Origin of the sequence: Erwinia sp. MYb416 (assembly GCF_037479575.1) — a bacterium.
Taxonomy (GTDB): domain Bacteria; phylum Pseudomonadota; class Gammaproteobacteria; order Enterobacterales; family Enterobacteriaceae; genus Erwinia; species Erwinia rhapontici.
In genome coordinates this window covers 54,177-70,708 of record NZ_JBBGYT010000442.1, presented here as the reverse complement: position 1 = coordinate 70,708, position 16,532 = coordinate 54,177, and the positions used below count along the sequence as shown (strand labels likewise).

12 protein-coding genes are annotated in these 16,532 nt (G+C 54.2%); 3 read left to right on the top strand and 9 right to left on the bottom strand.

The window, feature by feature from the left end:
• Positions 1 to 5: 5 nt before the first annotated feature.
• On the bottom strand, positions 6 to 611 hold the full coding sequence (locus WH277_RS26535) for an FMN-dependent NADH-azoreductase (protein WP_133841921.1): 606 nt from the start codon (positions 609 to 611) through the stop codon (positions 6 to 8).
• Between the two features lie 237 nt (positions 612 to 848).
• On the opposite strand from WH277_RS26535, the gene hrpA reads away from it, so the two are divergent.
• Entirely contained in the window at positions 849 to 4,748 is a 3,900-nt protein-coding gene (hrpA, locus tag WH277_RS26530; protein ID WP_339507372.1) for an ATP-dependent RNA helicase HrpA, read from the top strand.
• 55 nt (positions 4,749 to 4,803) lie between these two features.
• Here hrpA and WH277_RS26525 read toward each other — a convergent pair whose 3' ends face one another.
• The 6 genes from WH277_RS26525 to rstA all read right to left on the bottom strand — a co-directional run bounded on the left by WH277_RS26525 (position 4,804) and on the right by rstA (position 11,317).
• Positions 4,804 to 5,694, bottom strand: a complete 891-nt coding sequence (locus WH277_RS26525) for an N-acetylmuramoyl-L-alanine amidase (RefSeq protein WP_133841923.1) — start codon at positions 5,692 to 5,694, stop codon at positions 4,804 to 4,806.
• 121 nt (positions 5,695 to 5,815) lie between these two features.
• Positions 5,816 to 6,622, bottom strand: a complete 807-nt coding sequence (locus WH277_RS26520) for a trypsin-like serine peptidase (RefSeq protein WP_133841924.1) — start codon at positions 6,620 to 6,622, stop codon at positions 5,816 to 5,818.
• 289 nt (positions 6,623 to 6,911) lie between these two features.
• Positions 6,912 to 7,433, bottom strand: a complete 522-nt coding sequence (gene asr, locus WH277_RS26515) for an acid resistance repetitive basic protein Asr (RefSeq protein WP_133841925.1) — start codon at positions 7,431 to 7,433, stop codon at positions 6,912 to 6,914.
• Between the two features lie 365 nt (positions 7,434 to 7,798).
• Positions 7,799 to 9,283, bottom strand: coding sequence for a carboxypeptidase M32 (locus WH277_RS26510; protein WP_167863806.1), 1,485 nt, complete (start codon positions 9,281 to 9,283; stop codon positions 7,799 to 7,801).
• 19 nt (positions 9,284 to 9,302) lie between these two features.
• Positions 9,303 to 10,592 (bottom strand): two-component system sensor histidine kinase RstB, encoded by a 1,290-nt coding sequence (gene rstB, locus WH277_RS26505; protein WP_133841927.1) that lies wholly within the window; start codon positions 10,590 to 10,592, stop codon positions 9,303 to 9,305.
• Positions 10,589 to 11,317 carry a two-component system response regulator RstA gene (rstA, locus tag WH277_RS26500; protein ID WP_133841928.1) on the bottom strand — a complete coding sequence of 243 codons (729 nt, stop codon included), beginning with the start codon at positions 11,315 to 11,317 and terminating at the stop codon, positions 10,589 to 10,591. Before rstA ends, rstB begins: the two co-directional genes overlap by 4 nt.
• 177 nt (positions 11,318 to 11,494) lie before the next feature.
• On the opposite strand from rstA, the gene WH277_RS26495 reads away from it, so the two are divergent.
• Complete coding sequence (locus WH277_RS26495) at positions 11,495 to 11,926, top strand: hypothetical protein (protein ID WP_133841929.1); 432 nt, start codon at positions 11,495 to 11,497, stop codon at positions 11,924 to 11,926.
• A gap of 3 nt (positions 11,927 to 11,929) precedes the next feature.
• Here WH277_RS26495 and WH277_RS26490 read toward each other — a convergent pair whose 3' ends face one another.
• Positions 11,930 to 13,321 carry an amino acid permease gene (locus tag WH277_RS26490; RefSeq protein WP_159336569.1) on the bottom strand — a complete coding sequence of 464 codons (1,392 nt, stop codon included), beginning with the start codon at positions 13,319 to 13,321 and terminating at the stop codon, positions 11,930 to 11,932.
• A 210-nt stretch (positions 13,322 to 13,531) separates the two neighbouring features.
• Positions 13,532 to 14,482, bottom strand: a complete 951-nt coding sequence (gene ydgH, locus WH277_RS26485) for a DUF1471 family protein YdgH (protein WP_133841931.1) — start codon at positions 14,480 to 14,482, stop codon at positions 13,532 to 13,534.
• A gap of 518 nt (positions 14,483 to 15,000) precedes the next feature.
• Here ydgH and pntA point away from each other — a divergent pair.
• Positions 15,001 to 16,530: a Re/Si-specific NAD(P)(+) transhydrogenase subunit alpha gene (gene pntA / locus WH277_RS26480; protein WP_167863807.1), complete on the top strand. Its 1,530-nt coding sequence runs from the start codon at positions 15,001 to 15,003 to the stop codon at positions 16,528 to 16,530.
• Positions 16,531 to 16,532: the final 2 nt, after the last annotated feature.

Sequence of the window (16,532 nt, the reverse complement as noted above, 5' to 3'; positions counted from 1 at the left end):
GGTAATCAGGCAGTCACGATCTGAGAAATCACCGCTTTCGCATCGCTGGCGGCTTTCGCTGCCACTTCAGGACCGTAACCGATACCTTCCGCAAACACGAACTGCACGTCAGTCAGACCCAGGAAGCCAAGGAACAGGGTCAGGTAAGGGGTCAGCAGGTCGCTTGGGGTGTCTTTATGGATACCACCACGGCTTGACAGAACCACGACTTTTTTGCCTTTGATCAGGCCTTCAGGACCCTGTTCGGTGTAACGGAACGTCACGCCAGCACGGGCCACCAAGTCGAAGTAGTTCTTCAGCTGAGTGGGGATATTGAAGTTGTACATTGGCGCCGTGATCACGATGGTGTCATGGGCCTGCAGTTCAGCAATCAGTTCGTTGGACAGATCCAGCGCTTCCTGCTGACGAGGGGTCAGTGCGGCATCGGATGGACGCAGTGCGCCAACCAGCTCACCGTCCAGTACCGGGATTGGGTTAGCGGCCAGATCGCGCTCGGTCACTTCATCGCCAGGGTGGGCCGCTTTCCATTCGGAAACCAGGTGGTCTGCCAGCTGGCCAGACTGTGAATAACCAGCAAGAATACTTGATTTCAGTACTAATACTTTGCTCATGGTTCTTTTTTCCTGTTTTGTCACGCGGATCACATACCGCTCAATAAGGAACACTTTACGGATAAATTGCCGACAGTGTAAGTGCGAGTTTTCGATATCAATGTTCGAAAATATTGAATAAGACGCGCCGGGCAATTAAAACCCTAAGTGCTTGTCTGTGTTACACTACGCAAAATTCTTATCCCCTGTTTAATCCATGTCGCCCAATGTCACGGCGACAAAGCGAGCTTTACTACCATGTCTGATACGCCACAATCTGCCCTGACGCCTCTTTATTCGCGGCTGGATTCGCTGATGCTGCGCGACCGCCAGCGTCTGCAGCGCCGCCTTCAGGGGGCAAAAAAAATTAAAAATCCAACGGCGCTGAATGCGCTGATTGAGGAACTGAGTGGTGATATTGCGGCCTCAGAATTGCGGGTCAGTGCACGTCTTGCCGCCAGGCCAACTATCCGCTACCCGGAAAATTTACCCGTTAGCCAGAAGAAACAGGATATTGCTGACGCGATCCGCGATCACCAGGTGGTGATTGTGGCGGGGGAAACCGGTTCAGGTAAAACCACGCAGTTGCCGAAGATTTGCATGGAGCTGGGACGCGGTATTCGCGGGCTGATTGGTCACACCCAGCCGCGCCGCCTGGCAGCGCGTACCGTGGCCGATCGTATCGCCGCCGAACTGGAAACCTCGCTGGGTGGCTGTGTGGGTTACAAGGTGCGATTCAACGATCAGGTTGGCGACACCACGCAGGTCAAACTGATGACCGACGGCATACTGCTGGCTGAAATTCAGCAGGATCGCCTGCTGATGCAGTACGACACCATAATCATCGATGAAGCGCACGAGCGCAGCCTGAATATCGATTTTCTGTTGGGCTATCTGCGCGAGCTGCTGCCAAAACGCCCTGATCTGAAAGTGATCATCACGTCAGCGACCATCGACCCGCAGCGTTTTTCCCGACATTTCCACAACGCACCCGTGATTGAAGTTTCTGGCCGCACTTACCCGGTGGAAGTACGCTACCGCCCGGTGGTGGAAGATGCTGACGATACTGACCGCGATCAGCTTCAGGCTATTTTTGATGCGGTGGATGAACTGGGCAGAGAGAGTCGTGGGGGTATACTGATTTTAATTAGCGGCGAACGCGAAATTAGCGACACCGCTGATGCCCTGATGAAACGCGACCTGCCGCACACTGAGGTATTACCGCTCTACGCGCGTCTGTCGAATGCAGAACAGAACCGTGTGTTCCAGTCCCACGTTGGACGGCGCATTGTGCTGGCCACTAACGTAGCCGAAACGTCACTGACGGTGCCGGGCATTAAATATGTGATTGACCCGGGTACGGCGCGTATTAGCCGCTATAGCTTCCGTACTAAAGTGCAGCGCTTGCCGATTGAGCCGATATCACAGGCGTCAGCCAATCAGCGTAAAGGGCGTTGCGGGCGCGTATCCGAAGGGATCTGTATTCGTCTGTATGATGAAAATGATTTCCTCAGCCGTCCGGCCTTCACCGATCCGGAAATTCTGCGTACCAACCTGGCCTCCGTCATCCTGCAAATGACTGCGCTGGGGCTGGGTGATATTGCCGCCTTCCCGTTTGTGGAAGCCCCTGACCAACGCAATATTCAGGACGGTGTGCGCCTGCTGGAAGAGCTGGGTGCGATCACTCTGAATGAGAGCCAGCACTATCAGCTGACGACGTCGGGTCGTGCGCTGGCCCAACTCCCGGTTGACCCGCGTCTGGCAAAAATGGTGCTGGAAGCCCAGAAATATGGCTGCGTGCGTGAAGTGATGATCATTACCGCCGCGCTGTCGATTCAGGACCCGCGTGAACGTCCGGCCGAGAAAAAGCAGGCATCAGACGAAAAGCACCAGCGATTTGCCGATAAAGACTCTGATTTCATCGCCTTTGTTAACCTGTGGAACTACGTGCAGGAGCAGCAGAAAGCGCTGTCTTCCAGCCATTTCCGTCGTCAGTGTAAAACGGACTACCTGAACTACCTGCGGGTGCGCGAATGGCAGGACATCTACACGCAACTGCGTCAGGTGGTGCGTGAACTGGGGCTGCCAGTGAACAGTGCTCCCGCTGAAATTCGCGAGATCCATACTGCGCTACTCACCGGCTTACTGTCTCATATTGGCCAGAAAGACGCTGATAAACAGGAGTTTACCGGTGCGCGTAATGCGCGTTTCGCCATTTTCCCTGGCTCTGGCCTGTTTAAGAAGCCGCCCAAGTGGACGATGGTGGCCGAACTGGTAGAAACCAGCCGCCTGTGGGGGCGCATTGCTGCCCGTATTGAGCCGGAGTGGATAGAGCCGGTGGCACAGCATCTGCTCAAACGCAGCTACAGTGAACCGCACTGGGAAAAAGGCCAGGGCGCGGTGATGGCCAATGAAAAAGTGACGCTTTACGGGCTGCCGATTGTCGCGGCGCGCAAGGTGAATTACGGCCAGATTGATCCGGTGCTGTCGCGTGAGCTGTTTATCCGTCATGCGCTGGTCGAAGGCGACTGGCAAACGCGCCATGCGTTCTTCAAGGCCAACCTCAAGCTGCGCACGGAAGTGGAAGAGCTGGAGCACAAATCCCGCCGCCGCGACATTCTGGTTGACGACGAAACGCTGTTTGATTTTTACGACCAGCGCATCAGCCACGAGGTGGTCTCTGCCCGGCATTTTGACAGCTGGTGGCGAACCGTCAGTCGCGAAGAGCCGGACCGCCTTAATTTTGCCCGCGAGATGTTGATCAAGCAGGGCGCGGAGAACGTCAGTAAGCTCGACTATCCGAACTTCTGGCATCAGGGCAACCTGAAGCTGCGTCTGAGCTATCAGTTTGAACCGGGTGCGGATGCGGATGGGGTCACGGTTTATGTTCCGCTGCCGCTGCTCAATCAGGTTGAAGAGAAGGGCTTTGAGTGGCAGATCCCGGGCGTGCGTCGGGAACTGGTGATTGCGCTGATCAAATCACTGCCTAAGCCGCTGCGTCGTAACTTTGTCCCGGCGCCCAATTACGCTGAAGCGTTTCTCGGACGTGCCACACCGCTGGAGCTGCCGCTGCTGGAGTCGATGGAACGTGAGTTCCGCCGCATGTCGGGCGTCACGCTGGATCGCGAAGCCTGGCAATGGGAACAGGTGCCCGATCATCTTAAAATTACCTTCCGCATTATTGACGAAAATAACCACAAGCTGGCCGAAGGCAAAGATCTCTCTGCGCTGAAACTCCAGCTCAAAGGTAAGGTTCAGGAAACGCTGTCTAAAGTGGCCGATGACGGACTGGAACAGAGTGGGCTGCATATCTGGAGCTTTGGCGATCTGCCGGACCATTTCGAGCAGAAGCGCGGCAATTACAGTGTGAAAGCCTGGCCTGCGCTGGTGGATGAGAAAGACAGCGTGGCGATCCGCCTGTTTGACTCTCAGCATGAACAGCAAAAAGCGATGTGGCGCGGGCAGCGGCGTTTACTGCTGCTGAATATTACCTCACCGATTAAGTATCTGCACGAAAAATTACCGAATAAAGCCAAGCTGGGGCTGTATTTTAACCCTTACGGTAAGGTGCTGGATTTAATTGATGACTGTATTGCCTGTGGGGTCGATAAACTGATCGCTGAGTCGGGTGGCCCAAGCTGGCAGGAACAGGGATACGCGAAGCTGCATGATAAAGTGCGTGCTGAACTGAACGACACAGTAGTAGCCATCGCCAAAAAGGTCGAGCAGATCCTGACCTCGGTATTCAATATCAATAAACGTCTGAAAGGGCGCGTCGATATCACGATGGCGCTGGCGCTGTCGGATATCAAAGCGCAAATGAGTGGCCTGGTGTATCGCGGCTTCGTGACGGGCAACGGCTGGAAGCGCCTGGCAGATACCTTACGTTATTTACAGGCGATTGAACGCCGTATGGAAAAGCTGGCGGTTGATCCGCACAGCGATCGTGCGCGTATGCTTAAAGTCGAATCCGTTCAGCAGGCGTGGACACAGTGGTTCAACAAGTTGCCGCCGGAACGTAAAGATGATGAGGATGTGCAGGATATCCGCTGGATGATTGAAGAGCTGCGTGTCAGCTTCTTTGCTCAACAGTTAGGGACGCCTTTCCCTATCTCGGAAAAACGTATCCTACAGGCGATGGAGCAAGTGACGTTGTAACGAGGTGTTGAGTAATCATTACCCTGCCAGCCGGTTCATGCTGGCAGGGACAACGTTATAAATCGGTATTACTCTCCTGCTGGGAAGCGATACGTTGCGTATCGCCGCGATATTTTTCCACCAGCGCAGCGGCAATGGCCTCGGTTTCTGCATCGGCGATGCCGCTGTAATCAGACGGACGAAAGTGCATCTGAAACACCGCAATGACCTGTCGGGTAGTGGCATCCATGACGCCCGTTTGTGGGATTGAATAACCATAACGGGCCAGATAAGCCTGAATTTTAACGGGTGAACCGGTATCACTGGGTGCACGGCCCGCCAGAAACTGCTGTACGGTGCTGCTGTCCGGCCAGGCACCGATACCTTCATCGGCTAACTGTTTCCACGGAAAGAGTGGGCCAGGATCAACTTTTCGTGTGGGGGCCACATCGCTGTGACCGAGCACGTTATCCGGCGTAATATCATAGCGTTTGATGATATCGCTGGCGAGGCGGGCAAGCAGTTTGATTTGCCTGGCATCCCACGCATACCATTCCCGCTCCATTAAATTCTGTTCATAGCCCAGATTCACATTTTCGACGCCAATAGAGCTGTCATTCAGGTTCGTGCGACCATTCCAGGCGCTGACACCGGCATGCCATGCGCGCTTATCTTCGGCAACCAATTGATAAACCGTATTTTTGCTCAGTAACGGGTTGTTGGAAGAGGGCACGAGATAATGTGCACTGACATTACCCCGGGTGAGCAGACGCATTGAGTCAGTATCATTGGCGGCGGTGTAATGCAGGATCAGAAATCGCACACGCTCATTCTGGCTTTGGGAAGGGTGTTGTATGTTAACCAGATAACCCGTCCGTTGGAGCGGATTACCTGATTGCGGAAGACTTTGGTTTTTGGTGCAGCCTGCGATGAAGAAAATCAGGCTCATCAACGCTATTTTTTTCATACCTCATCCTTGAACACTGAAAAGTCAGTGACATTATCGACGAGGGACTTAAATATAAATATCCACTAAATAGCGATAAAAACGGCGATGCTATGCCAGCGCATTTTTTACCGTGTCATCCTTATTGTGCCAGTGCTTCCAGGCTGTCACGAAATGCGGTCACAGCAATGGCCCGGTTATCCGCCAGATAACGATCTTTGGGCGCCGGGGCCGAACTCTGCACCGCGATCAGCTGCCAGTTGCCATCAACCTTTAACAATAACGGTGAACCGCTGTCACCCGGTAACGTATCACACTGATGTGAAAGCACATTTCTTTGCGCCCAACCGGTGATCAGACAGTCGTTGTGAGAGTAGAGCGTATCGAGATGGTCTTCCGGATAACCCGCCTGTGTGACGCGGCGACCTGTCATTTTTAACGCGGCAGTGAGATCTTTGCGCGACCCGGAAAACAATGGAATAGGGACAATCCCGGAAGGGGGATTACGCAGAATAATCAAGCCAAAATCATAAGGCGCAGCGGAAGCCGGGACAATCCAGCCATCACCATCAGCCTTCAGTTTTTTCCCCAGGGCCGGATCAACACGCGCTTCAATATCGTGGATCTCATAACGCCAGCTGCCGTTATCACTGGAGATAAAACGCAGGGCAACGGCTTTGTCGGGTTTTCCCGGTGGGGCAAGCAGGCAGTGTCCGGCGGTCAACGCCAGATGAGGAGCAATCAGCGTGGCGCTGCACAGGTTGCCGCTTTCAGTTTCCAGCTGGCCAATGGCTTCCCAGGGTACAGAAGCTGTCTCGCTGACGGGCTGGCGGTCATCTTTACCAAAAAACAGTGTTTGCGTGTCAGCGTCGCTCCGCTCGGGATCTTCGGCATGGGTGTAACAGGACACGGTAAGGAAACCTATCAATAACACAGCGGTCAGACGCATATTTTTCTCAGGCTGGAAAAACGTTGATATCAGTGATTATGCTAGTGCAGTAACTATAGACGGATAGTGCTGGAAAAGGGAGATTAATTTGGAATATCAGCACGCTACAGCAACCCTGATTACAGGTAAAAGCTGGCGGCTACCAGGCCACATAAGATCATCACAGCCAGAATGATTTCGAATAAATAGCGACGAACCATCATCCGAAACTCCTTAAAGAAACACCCGGCAGAACCGGGTGTTTGAGTGAACTAATGTACGTGAGGTATAACACCCCGGCCGTCAGTCATTACGCTTTAGGAGCGGCTTTCTTCACTGCTTTGTGGTGTTTTTTAGCAGCCTGGGCTTTCTGAGCAGCAGGTTTGGTTGCTGCTTTATGGTGCTTTTTAGCAGCCTGAGCTTTCTGAGCTACAGGTTTGGTTGCTGCTTTGTGGTGTTTTTTAGCAGCCTGGGCTTTCTGAGCTACAGGTTTGGTTGCTGCTTTGTGGTGTTTTTTAGCAGCCTGAGCTTTCTGAGCTACAGGTTTTTTAGCCGCTTTGTGGTGCTTTTTAGCCGCCTGAGCTTTCTGTGCAGCTGCTTTTTTCGCTTTGTGGTGCTTTTTAGCGGCCTGGGCTTTCTGCACAGCCGCTTTCTTGTGTTTTTTCACATGCTTAACAGACGCTTTCACTGGTGCTGGAGCAGCGGTGGTGTTGGTAGCAGCAGCCACAGTCGGTGCAGCGGTGGTAGCTGGAGCAGCCGTTGTTTCAGCCGCGAAAGCAACAGAAGACAGACCCATTGTAGCAGCGACAACCAGAGCAAATAATTTTTTCATTGCAAAACCCTCAAGGTGTTTTTAGTTCAGGTGTCAGCCCACTCTGGGGCCGGTGAAAAGACTATAAGGGAATCAGTGAGGGCTTTCCGTGAGTGATTGGTATCGGCGTGTAACCGATTGTACAAGAGGGGCGATACGCATAAAAAGGTCGAGGCATGCCTCGACCAGGGGTAGAAACGCGCAGGGGTCAGGCATGCCTCGACCAGGGGCAGAAACGCGCAGGGGTCAGGCATGCCTCGACCAGGGGCAGAAACGTGTAGGGGTCAGGCACGCCTCGACCAGGGGTAGAAACGTGTAGGGGTCAGGCATGCCTCGGCCAGGGGCAGGAACGTGTAGGGGTCAGGCACGCCTGACCCACAGGCAGGTTACTTCAAATAACGGCTTTCCAGGTGCTGGCGGAAATAGTGCGGATTCAGATCTTCCCCAGTGGCATTTTCAATCAACTGGCGGGTGCTGAAACGGCTGCCATGCTGCCAGATATTCTGCTGTAACCAGTCAAACACCGGCTGGAGGTCACCCTGACGGATCTGTTCATCAACCTGCGGGATCGCCCGCTTCACGGCCTGGAACAACTGTGCAGCATACATCGCGCCCAGTGTATACGTTGGGAAGTAACCGAATGCACCGTCTGTCCAGTGAATATCCTGCATACAACCGTCACGGTAATTGCCACGCGTATCCAGGCCCAGCCAGGCCAGCATTTTCTCGTCCCACAGCGCCGGGATATCCTCGACTTCAATCTCGCCGCTAATGAGGGCACGTTCAATTTCATAGCGCAGAATAATGTGTGCCGGATAGCTGACCTCATCGGCATCCACGCGGATCAACCCAGGCTTCACACGCTGGTTCAGAGCAATAAAGTTCGCTTCATTGAGTTCCGGGCGGTCGCCCAGCAGCAACTGTACCTGCGGGCGGATCAGGCTGAGGAATTCAGGGCTGCGGCCGAGCTGCTTTTCAAAGAACAGGCTTTGCGATTCGTGAATGGCGGTTGAACGCGCCAGCGCCACGGGTTGATTGGCCCACTGCTTAGGCAGATTTTGCTCGTAGCGCGCGTGCCCGGTTTCATGGATAACTCCCATCATGGCGCTGATAAACTCGGCTTCGTTATAGCGCGTGGTGATACGGACATCCTCGGGTACGCCACCACAGAAGGGATGCGCACTGATATCAAGGCGCCCGGCGTTAAAATCAAAACCCAACTGTTGCATAATCGCCAGACCCAGCTGTTGCTGTGATGCCTGGGGGAAAGGCCCTTCAGGGCGATCGACAATTTCGCCAGCCTGCTGTTCAACGATCTGCTGTAACAGATTCGGCAGCCACTGCTTCAGGTCACCAAAGGTTTTATCCAGTTTGGCGCTGGTCATACCGGGTTCGAACACATCCAGCAGGGCATCGTAACGCGATTTTCCACTGGCCTGAGCGCGGATTTCAGCCTCCTCACGGCTCAGCTTTACCACTTCTTTCAGATTGGCGGAAAACCCGGTCCAGTCATTTGCCGGACGCTGCTGGCGCCAGGCATGTTCACAGCGCGATCCCACAATAGACTTGGCTTCTACCAATGAAGCCGGCAGCAACGAGGCCTGCTGCCAGGCGCGCTGCATTTCAGCCAGGTTGGCCTGTGCCACATCATCCAGATCTTCCTGCTGTGCCTGTTGCAGCCAGACACCCACCTCTTTCGCGGTGAGGATTTCATGGCGCAGGACGCTCAGCTCCGCCAGCGCTTCACCGCGCGCGCGGCTGCCGCCCGCGGGCATCATGGTCATCATATCCCAGCCTGCAATGGCCGACAGATGGCCGAAGCGGGAAAGGCGCTGGAAGGTACGTGTCAGGTGTGCATAGGAAGAAGACATAGATTTCCTTATTGAGAGTTTAAGAGTGCAGAGTGGGGGTCACTGGCCAGCAAAAACGCACGCTGGCGCCCCCAAGCGGACTGCTGTCGATGATGACATAGCCGCCAAAAGCCTGGGCGATCGAGTGGACAATGGCCAGACCAAGTCCACAGCCTCCGGTCGCGCGGTCGCGGCTGGGATCAAGGCGTACAAAGGGTTCAAAGACCCGCTGACGTTCGTCCAGTGGGATCCCCGGACCGTCATCCTCAACCTGCAAGAACGCCATATCGCCATCAAACCACAGGCCGACCCGCAGACGTTGATCGGCATAACGCAGGGCATTATTCACCAGATTATCGAGCACGCGCTCCATCAGACGGGTATCGGCAACGCCAATATTCTCGCGCTGCGGCGTATCCAGCGCAATATCAAACGCCGGCTTCACCGAACGGATATCGTCCAGTCGTTCATGCAGCCACTGGGCCAGATCGAGCGTTTGCAAATTCAGGTTAACCTGCGGACGGTCCAGACGGGCATACGTCAACAGCTCCTCGATCAGTGACTCCAGCTGGCCGATATCGCGATTAAGCGCCGCAGACTCGGCTTCCGTCAGGTTATCACTCATTTCCAGGCGGTAACGCAGGCGAACCAGCGGGGTGCGTAATTCATGCGCGATGCCGTCAATCAGCTGTTTCTTACTGGTGACCAGCGTGTTGATATTATCGGCCATCTGGTTAAATGCCACGCCAAGTCGCAGCAGGCTGGAGGTGCTGTCGAAATGAATACGTTCCTCAAGGTGCCCCTGACCAAAGCGTTGCGCGGCATTCTCCAGCTTTAACATGTCCTGCCAGTGCGGTCGCATCCAGATAAACACGGGCAACGCCAGTGAAATACCGATAAATGCCAGCAGCGCGATATCCAGAATGCGCATCTCATGCAGGTAAAACAGATAGGGGATCGGGCCGACGGCCAGCACATAGTGGCTGCGCGGAATATGCTGTAAGAAGGTGTATTCATCGTCCAGCGCCACGATCTCACCCGAACGCAGGCGGCGCAGCGTCCCGGGGTCGAGCTGGTATTTGCTCATTGGCTCAATATGCAGCTTAAATGACAAATTGAGGTCGAGGTTGTCGATGGTTTTATTCCAGTCGCGCGGGGGGATCTCCCTCAGCTCACTGCGCATCAGGTACAGCGAACTTTTCATCAGATCGTCCATCGACTGACGCCCGGCGCGCTCGGCGGTAAATTTGTACACCAGCCCAACCAGCATTGCCATCACCAGGAAACAGACAAACAGCAGCAGGTAAAACTGAATAAACAGTTTTTTCATTGTGCATCCCAGGCGTGCGGCGCAAACAGATAGCCTTTATTACGGATGGTTTTAATCCGGTAAGGCTCGGTGGCGCTGTCCAGCAGCTTCTTACGCAGGCGAGAAATCGCTACATCAATGCTGCGGTCCATACCGTCATAACTGACGCCGCGCAGCGTTTTTAGCAGCGCATCACGATTAAGAATGGTGCCTGCATGGGTTGCCAGCTCCCAGAGCAGATCGAAATCGGCGGTGGAGAGGGCGACAATCTCATCGGAAAGCGTGACCTGACGGTTAATCGGATCGATGCTTAAGGTGCCAAACCGCAGGGCTTTCTGACCCGCAATCCCAGGGGCTATCTCTTCATGCTGGCTATTGATCCCTGCCTGGCGCAGATGCAGCCGCAGACGTGCAAGGAGCACCGCAGGCGGCGTGGTCTTGAGAATATAGTCGTTTGCCCCCATCTCCAGCGACAGAATATGATTCATATCGCTGTCCAGCGACGTCAGCAGCACGATAGGGCCTGACCAGCTGTGACGCGTACGCAAATCGCGGCACAGCGTCATGCCATCTTTGCCTGGCAGCATAATGTCCAGCATCACCAGGTCAGGATTCGCGGCAGCAATAGTCTCTTCCGCGCGATCGCCACGGCTTTCTACAATAACGTCAATGTCATGCCGGCCCAGATAGGCAGCAATCAGTTCACCAACATCTTTATCATCTTCGACAAATACAATTTTGTTCATAGGGCCGGGTATCAGGCTATTGGAAACCGTAGCTTATCCTTTCCTGGTCGCAACGACCATTAATCAGCGCTAAATGTTAGGGGGAATGTAGTACAAACTCAGTCGAATATGTCATTATATCCCGCGCCTGAAAGGGTGTGCGGTGTCGAGCCCGGTCAGGGCTGTTCTTGCGTCGAAATGGATAAGGAGATAAGAGTGTCAGAAGAGAAGCTGGCTGCAGCAGAGTACAGTGATCGTATCTGCCTCAACTATATCGATTTCCTCTCCGCATCCTGTAAAAAACGCTGGAGCTTTGTTGACGCCATCTATGGTGTGATCCCGTTTTTTGGCATGATTACCCGCAAGTCAGCCACCAGCCCGCCTTCATCATCCGAACCGCTGAAAGACCTCGCGCTGCAAATCATCTCGACCCAGGTCAGCGATGAAATCAATATCGCCCGTCTGATCACCCTGGCGCAACAGCAGCACATTGGGCAGTTTGATATCCTGATGCCTTACCCCTTGTCCGAATCACAGCTGGTTGCTATTCGCCAGGAGTACGCCAGGCCGCTCAAGCTTGAGCAGCTCGACGATCGCCTTAGCGTGATACTCCCGCAGCTGACACACTGACCCTTAACGGGTCAGCATCCAGACGGCAGGCAGGGCGGTGATCACCAGCAGCACCATGATCGATTTTTCAACGCGGTGCAATGACGTCCCGGCGCGGCCGCCACGGCGGGCAAACAGAAACAACACCATCCCCGGCGCGTAAAGCACTACCGACAGCAGCAGATGCATCGGGCCCGACGCGTACAGCAGCCACACACCATAGACGCTGGCACCCAGCGCCACCATCATCGCCCCGGGTTTATTTAATTCACGCGCGACCTTAAACAGATAAGCACCGACCAGCAGATAGGGCACCAGAATCATCTCAGAAGCAATGGTCAGCAATGTGTTGTAATCGGAGCCGGTCAGCCAGATCAGGATCAGACACACCTGCACACAGCCATTGGTCAGCCACAGCGATGCAGAAGGAGCGCCCCGTACATTCTGCCGACTCAGACCGCGTGGGAACGCGCCATGCTGTGCCGCCACCAGCGGCACTTCCGCTGCCATGATGGTCCAGCTCAGATAAGCTCCGCAGACAGAAACAATCAGGCCGCTGACAATCACCAGGTTGCCCCAGGGGCCGATCAGGGCGGTCATCAATCCGGCCATTGAGGGATTGCGCATTTCAGCCAGTTCGGCACGCGGGACGATCCCGAGTGACAGCAGCGTCACCAGCAGGTAGATCGCCAGCGCCGCCGTGACCGCCAGCAGCGTGGCACGTCCCACGTCACGACGGTTTCGCGCACGCGATGAAACGACCACCGCACCTTCAATACCGATAAATACCCACAGCGTAATCAGCATAGTGTCTTTCACCTGCTGCCAGACCGGTTTCCCCAGTGCGACGCCGCTGAAATCGAAGCGAAAACGATCGTAATGGAACGCGGCAATGGCCAGCAGGACAAATAAGCCCAACGGCAGCAGTTTGCCCAACGTTGCGATCAGATTAATGCTGGCCGCCGTCTGCACACCGCGCAGCACCAGCGCATGCACCAGCCACAGCAGGATTGAGGCTGCAAGCATGGCCTGCCAGGTGTTGCCATCGCCAAAAATGATATGGCCGGGAGAGTCAGTAAAGAAGCTCATGGCGGAGAAAACGATCACCAGGTAGGACACATTGGCAATCACGGCACACAGCCAGTAACCCCAGGCAGAACAGAAGCCAATCAGTTCGCCAAATCCCGCCTTTGCATAAGTGAAAATGCCGCCATCTAACTCGGGTTTCAAGCGGCTCAGCAGCAGCATGGCCAGCGCCAGTAGCACGATCCCCACACCGGTGATGGCCCAGCCAATCAGCAGGGCAGCCGGGCTGGCGACCGCCGCCATATTTTGTGGCAGGCTAAACACGCCCGCGCCTAACATAGAACTGAGTACCAGCGCCGTCAGCGCGGTGAGACCTAACTTTTTGTCCAAGAAAAACTCCGGTTACAGAATAAAACACCAGTTGTAACGACCATGTTGGTTTTAACTCAGGATGTGAGGCCGGAAAAAGCAACGAAACGCCTGAAAGTGGCGGGGGATTTTACGGATAGCGGCGGCAGGATGCAATGACTTACTATGCAAAAAGAGACGGGAATTATTCATAACGACGGGGCAACCAGGCAGTTGCCCCGCAAAGAGACGTTACTTAAAGAGATCCGCAGAGACGGTCAGGTTACCGCCGCTCTGATTCGACCACTGACGGGTGACGTGATAATACTTGGCACCTTTAGCGATCGCACGGCGACCCACTTCTTCAGACACTTCAGTCGGGGTGCTGTAGTGGCCGGTGAAGGTCACGCTATCGTACGGCTGCATCTGCGCCGCAGTAATGGCATTCACTTCCTGCACACTTTTGCCATCCGGGCGAGTCACGGTGTAACGCTTACCGGTTGAGCTTTGAGTTTCATAGAAACGGCCCACTTTGTTGCTTGGGGTTTCATTGGATGCCACACCCGGTAGTTCAACCGTTTTCGCTGCCGCACCGCCCGCTGCCAGCGCGGCTTTACCTGCTTCGGAATCCGCCGGGATTAGGTTAGGAGACTGCACCTGACGCTTAGGCGCATCGGCTTTATAGATGTAAGCCGTGATAATCTGATTGCCACCGCTGTTGGTGTCGATCTGACGCACGATAAAGAAAGACTCTGCGCCTTTCTCTTTTGCTGCACGGGTAATGGCATCATTGACATCAGGCTGGCTGCGGAAAAAGCCGCTGGCGCTGACGGTGTCGTAAGGCTCAATAGTAAACGCTTCTGCTTTGGTCAGCTCACGTACGCCATTGATGATGCGATCTTTATTTTTCGGCGCAACAGGCGCATCGGCATGATAGAGATCGGCCGTCACATTCCAGTTGCCGCCGTTGCCGTTGGTATCGTTGATACCCTGAATATAGTAAGAGGCTGCACCAAGCGCATCAGCACGTTTTGATACGGCGTCGCTGGCCTCGTAGATGGCATTAAAACGCCCGCTAATGGTGATCCGATCAAACGGTTTCAGCGCAGCGGCTTTCTCCGGCGTCAGTTCCTGCGCCGCATGGGCGGTCAATGCTGTGAGTGACAACAGGGCTGATGCCAGAATGGTATTCTTCAGCTTCATAAAAATTAATCCTTCGCCTTACGCAAAAAATGAGTACAAAAACGTGCTGGACTCTTGATGTGTAACAGATTAGCGGATGATTATTGCATGTAATAATGTTCGCTGTCTCAGCCATTTTGTGGGGATTTGATGTCAGTACAATTCCCGTTTTCAGAATAATGAAGAAAGCTGGCTGAATCGTGTCATTTTTCAAACATTAACCACTTAAGCTGGTAATTGTTAACACTTATATCGTTAACACATTGTTAATCAATGTTTTTTGATAACGTTTGTCGGTAAATGTTAAATTTTATCGTAGCAGATAATGCGTTCTTTACATCCTGATTCAGGCTCAATATATCGCTGGAGGGGGTCTGTACTGCTTTTTTATCGGTTAGTCATCACCAGACACTGACTGTGGGTGGATCGGAACACTTATTTTCAGTAGGTTATAACCAGTTTGAACCTGTTACGTTTCGGTCATAAGGGCCGGGACGATGAGAACAAACCATCGTACTCTCTGAAGAAAAGGGAAGATTATGCTTATTGGTATTACCAAAGAGCGGTTGCCCAACGAAGCCCGTGCTGCTGCGACACCAAAAACGGTTGAACAGTTATTAGCTCTGGGTTTTAGCGTCGCTGTAGAAAGCGGCGCGGGTAAACTCGCCAGTTTTGAAGACGCGGCCTTTGAAGCGGCTGGCGCAACCATTACCGATTCGGTGAATGTCTGGCAGTCCGATATCGTATTAAAAGTGAATGCGCCGACCGACGAAGAGATTGCTCTGACGCGTGCCGGAAGCACGCTGGTGAGCTTTATCTGGCCTGCGCAAAACCCGGAACTGCTGGCAAAACTGGCCGCGCGTAACGTCACCGTGATGTCTATGGATGCCGTGCCGCGTATCTCGCGTGCGCAGTCTCTTGATGCGCTCAGTTCGATGGCAAACATCGCCGGTTATCGTGCGATTGTTGAGGCTGCGCATGAATTTGGCCGATTCTTTACCGGGCAGATTACCGCCGCCGGTAAAGTGCCACCTGCGAAAGTGATGGTGATTGGTGCCGGAGTGGCCGGTCTGGCCGCTATCGGCGCAGGCCGCAGCCTGGGCGCTATCGTACGTGCCTTTGATACTCGCCCTGAAGTGAAAGAGCAGGTCCAGAGTATGGGCGCGGAGTTCCTCGAACTTGATTTTGAGGAAGAAGCGGGCAGCGGTGATGGTTATGCCAAAGTCATGTCGGAAGCCTTTATTAAGGCCGAAATGGCGCTGTTTGCGGCTCAGGCGGAAGAAGTGGACATCATTGTCACCACCGCGCTGATCCCGGGCAAACCGGCACCGACGCTGATCACCGCAGAAATGGTTGCCTCCATGAAACCGGGCAGCGTGATCGTCGATCTGGCTGCGCAAAACGGCGGTAACTGTGAGTTGACCGTGGCCGATACCATCACCACCAGCCCGAACGGGGTGAAAATCATCGGTTACACCGATCTGCCAAGTCGTCTGCCGACTCAGTCTTCACAGCTTTATGGCACCAATCTGGTGAACCTGATGAAGCTGCTGTGCAAAGAGAAGAACGGTGAAATCACCATCGACTTTGACGATGTGGTGATCCGCGGTGTGACCGTGATCCGTGATGGCGAAATCACCTGGCCTGCACCGCCAATTCAGGTGTCTGCTGCGCCGAAAGCGGCCAAAGTGGAAACCCCGATCGAAAAACCGGTGGAAAAACCTGTCTCACCGCTGCGTAAATACGGGCTGCTGGTGCTGGCGATTGTGCTGTTTGGCTGGCTGGCCAATGTGGCTCCACCTGAGTTCCTTTCGCACTTCACCGTCTTTGCGCTCTCCTGCGTGGTGGGTTACTACGTGGTGTGGAACGTCAGTCATGCTCTGCATACGCCGCTGATGTCGGTGACCAATGCCATTTCAGGCATTATCGTCGTCGGTGCCGTGTTGCAGATTGGTCATGGCGGCTGGGTCAGCTTCCTGTCCTTCGTTGCGGTGCTGATTGCCAGCATCAATATCTTTGGTGGCTTTACCGTCACCCAGCGCATGCTGAAAATGTTCCGTAAAAACTGAGG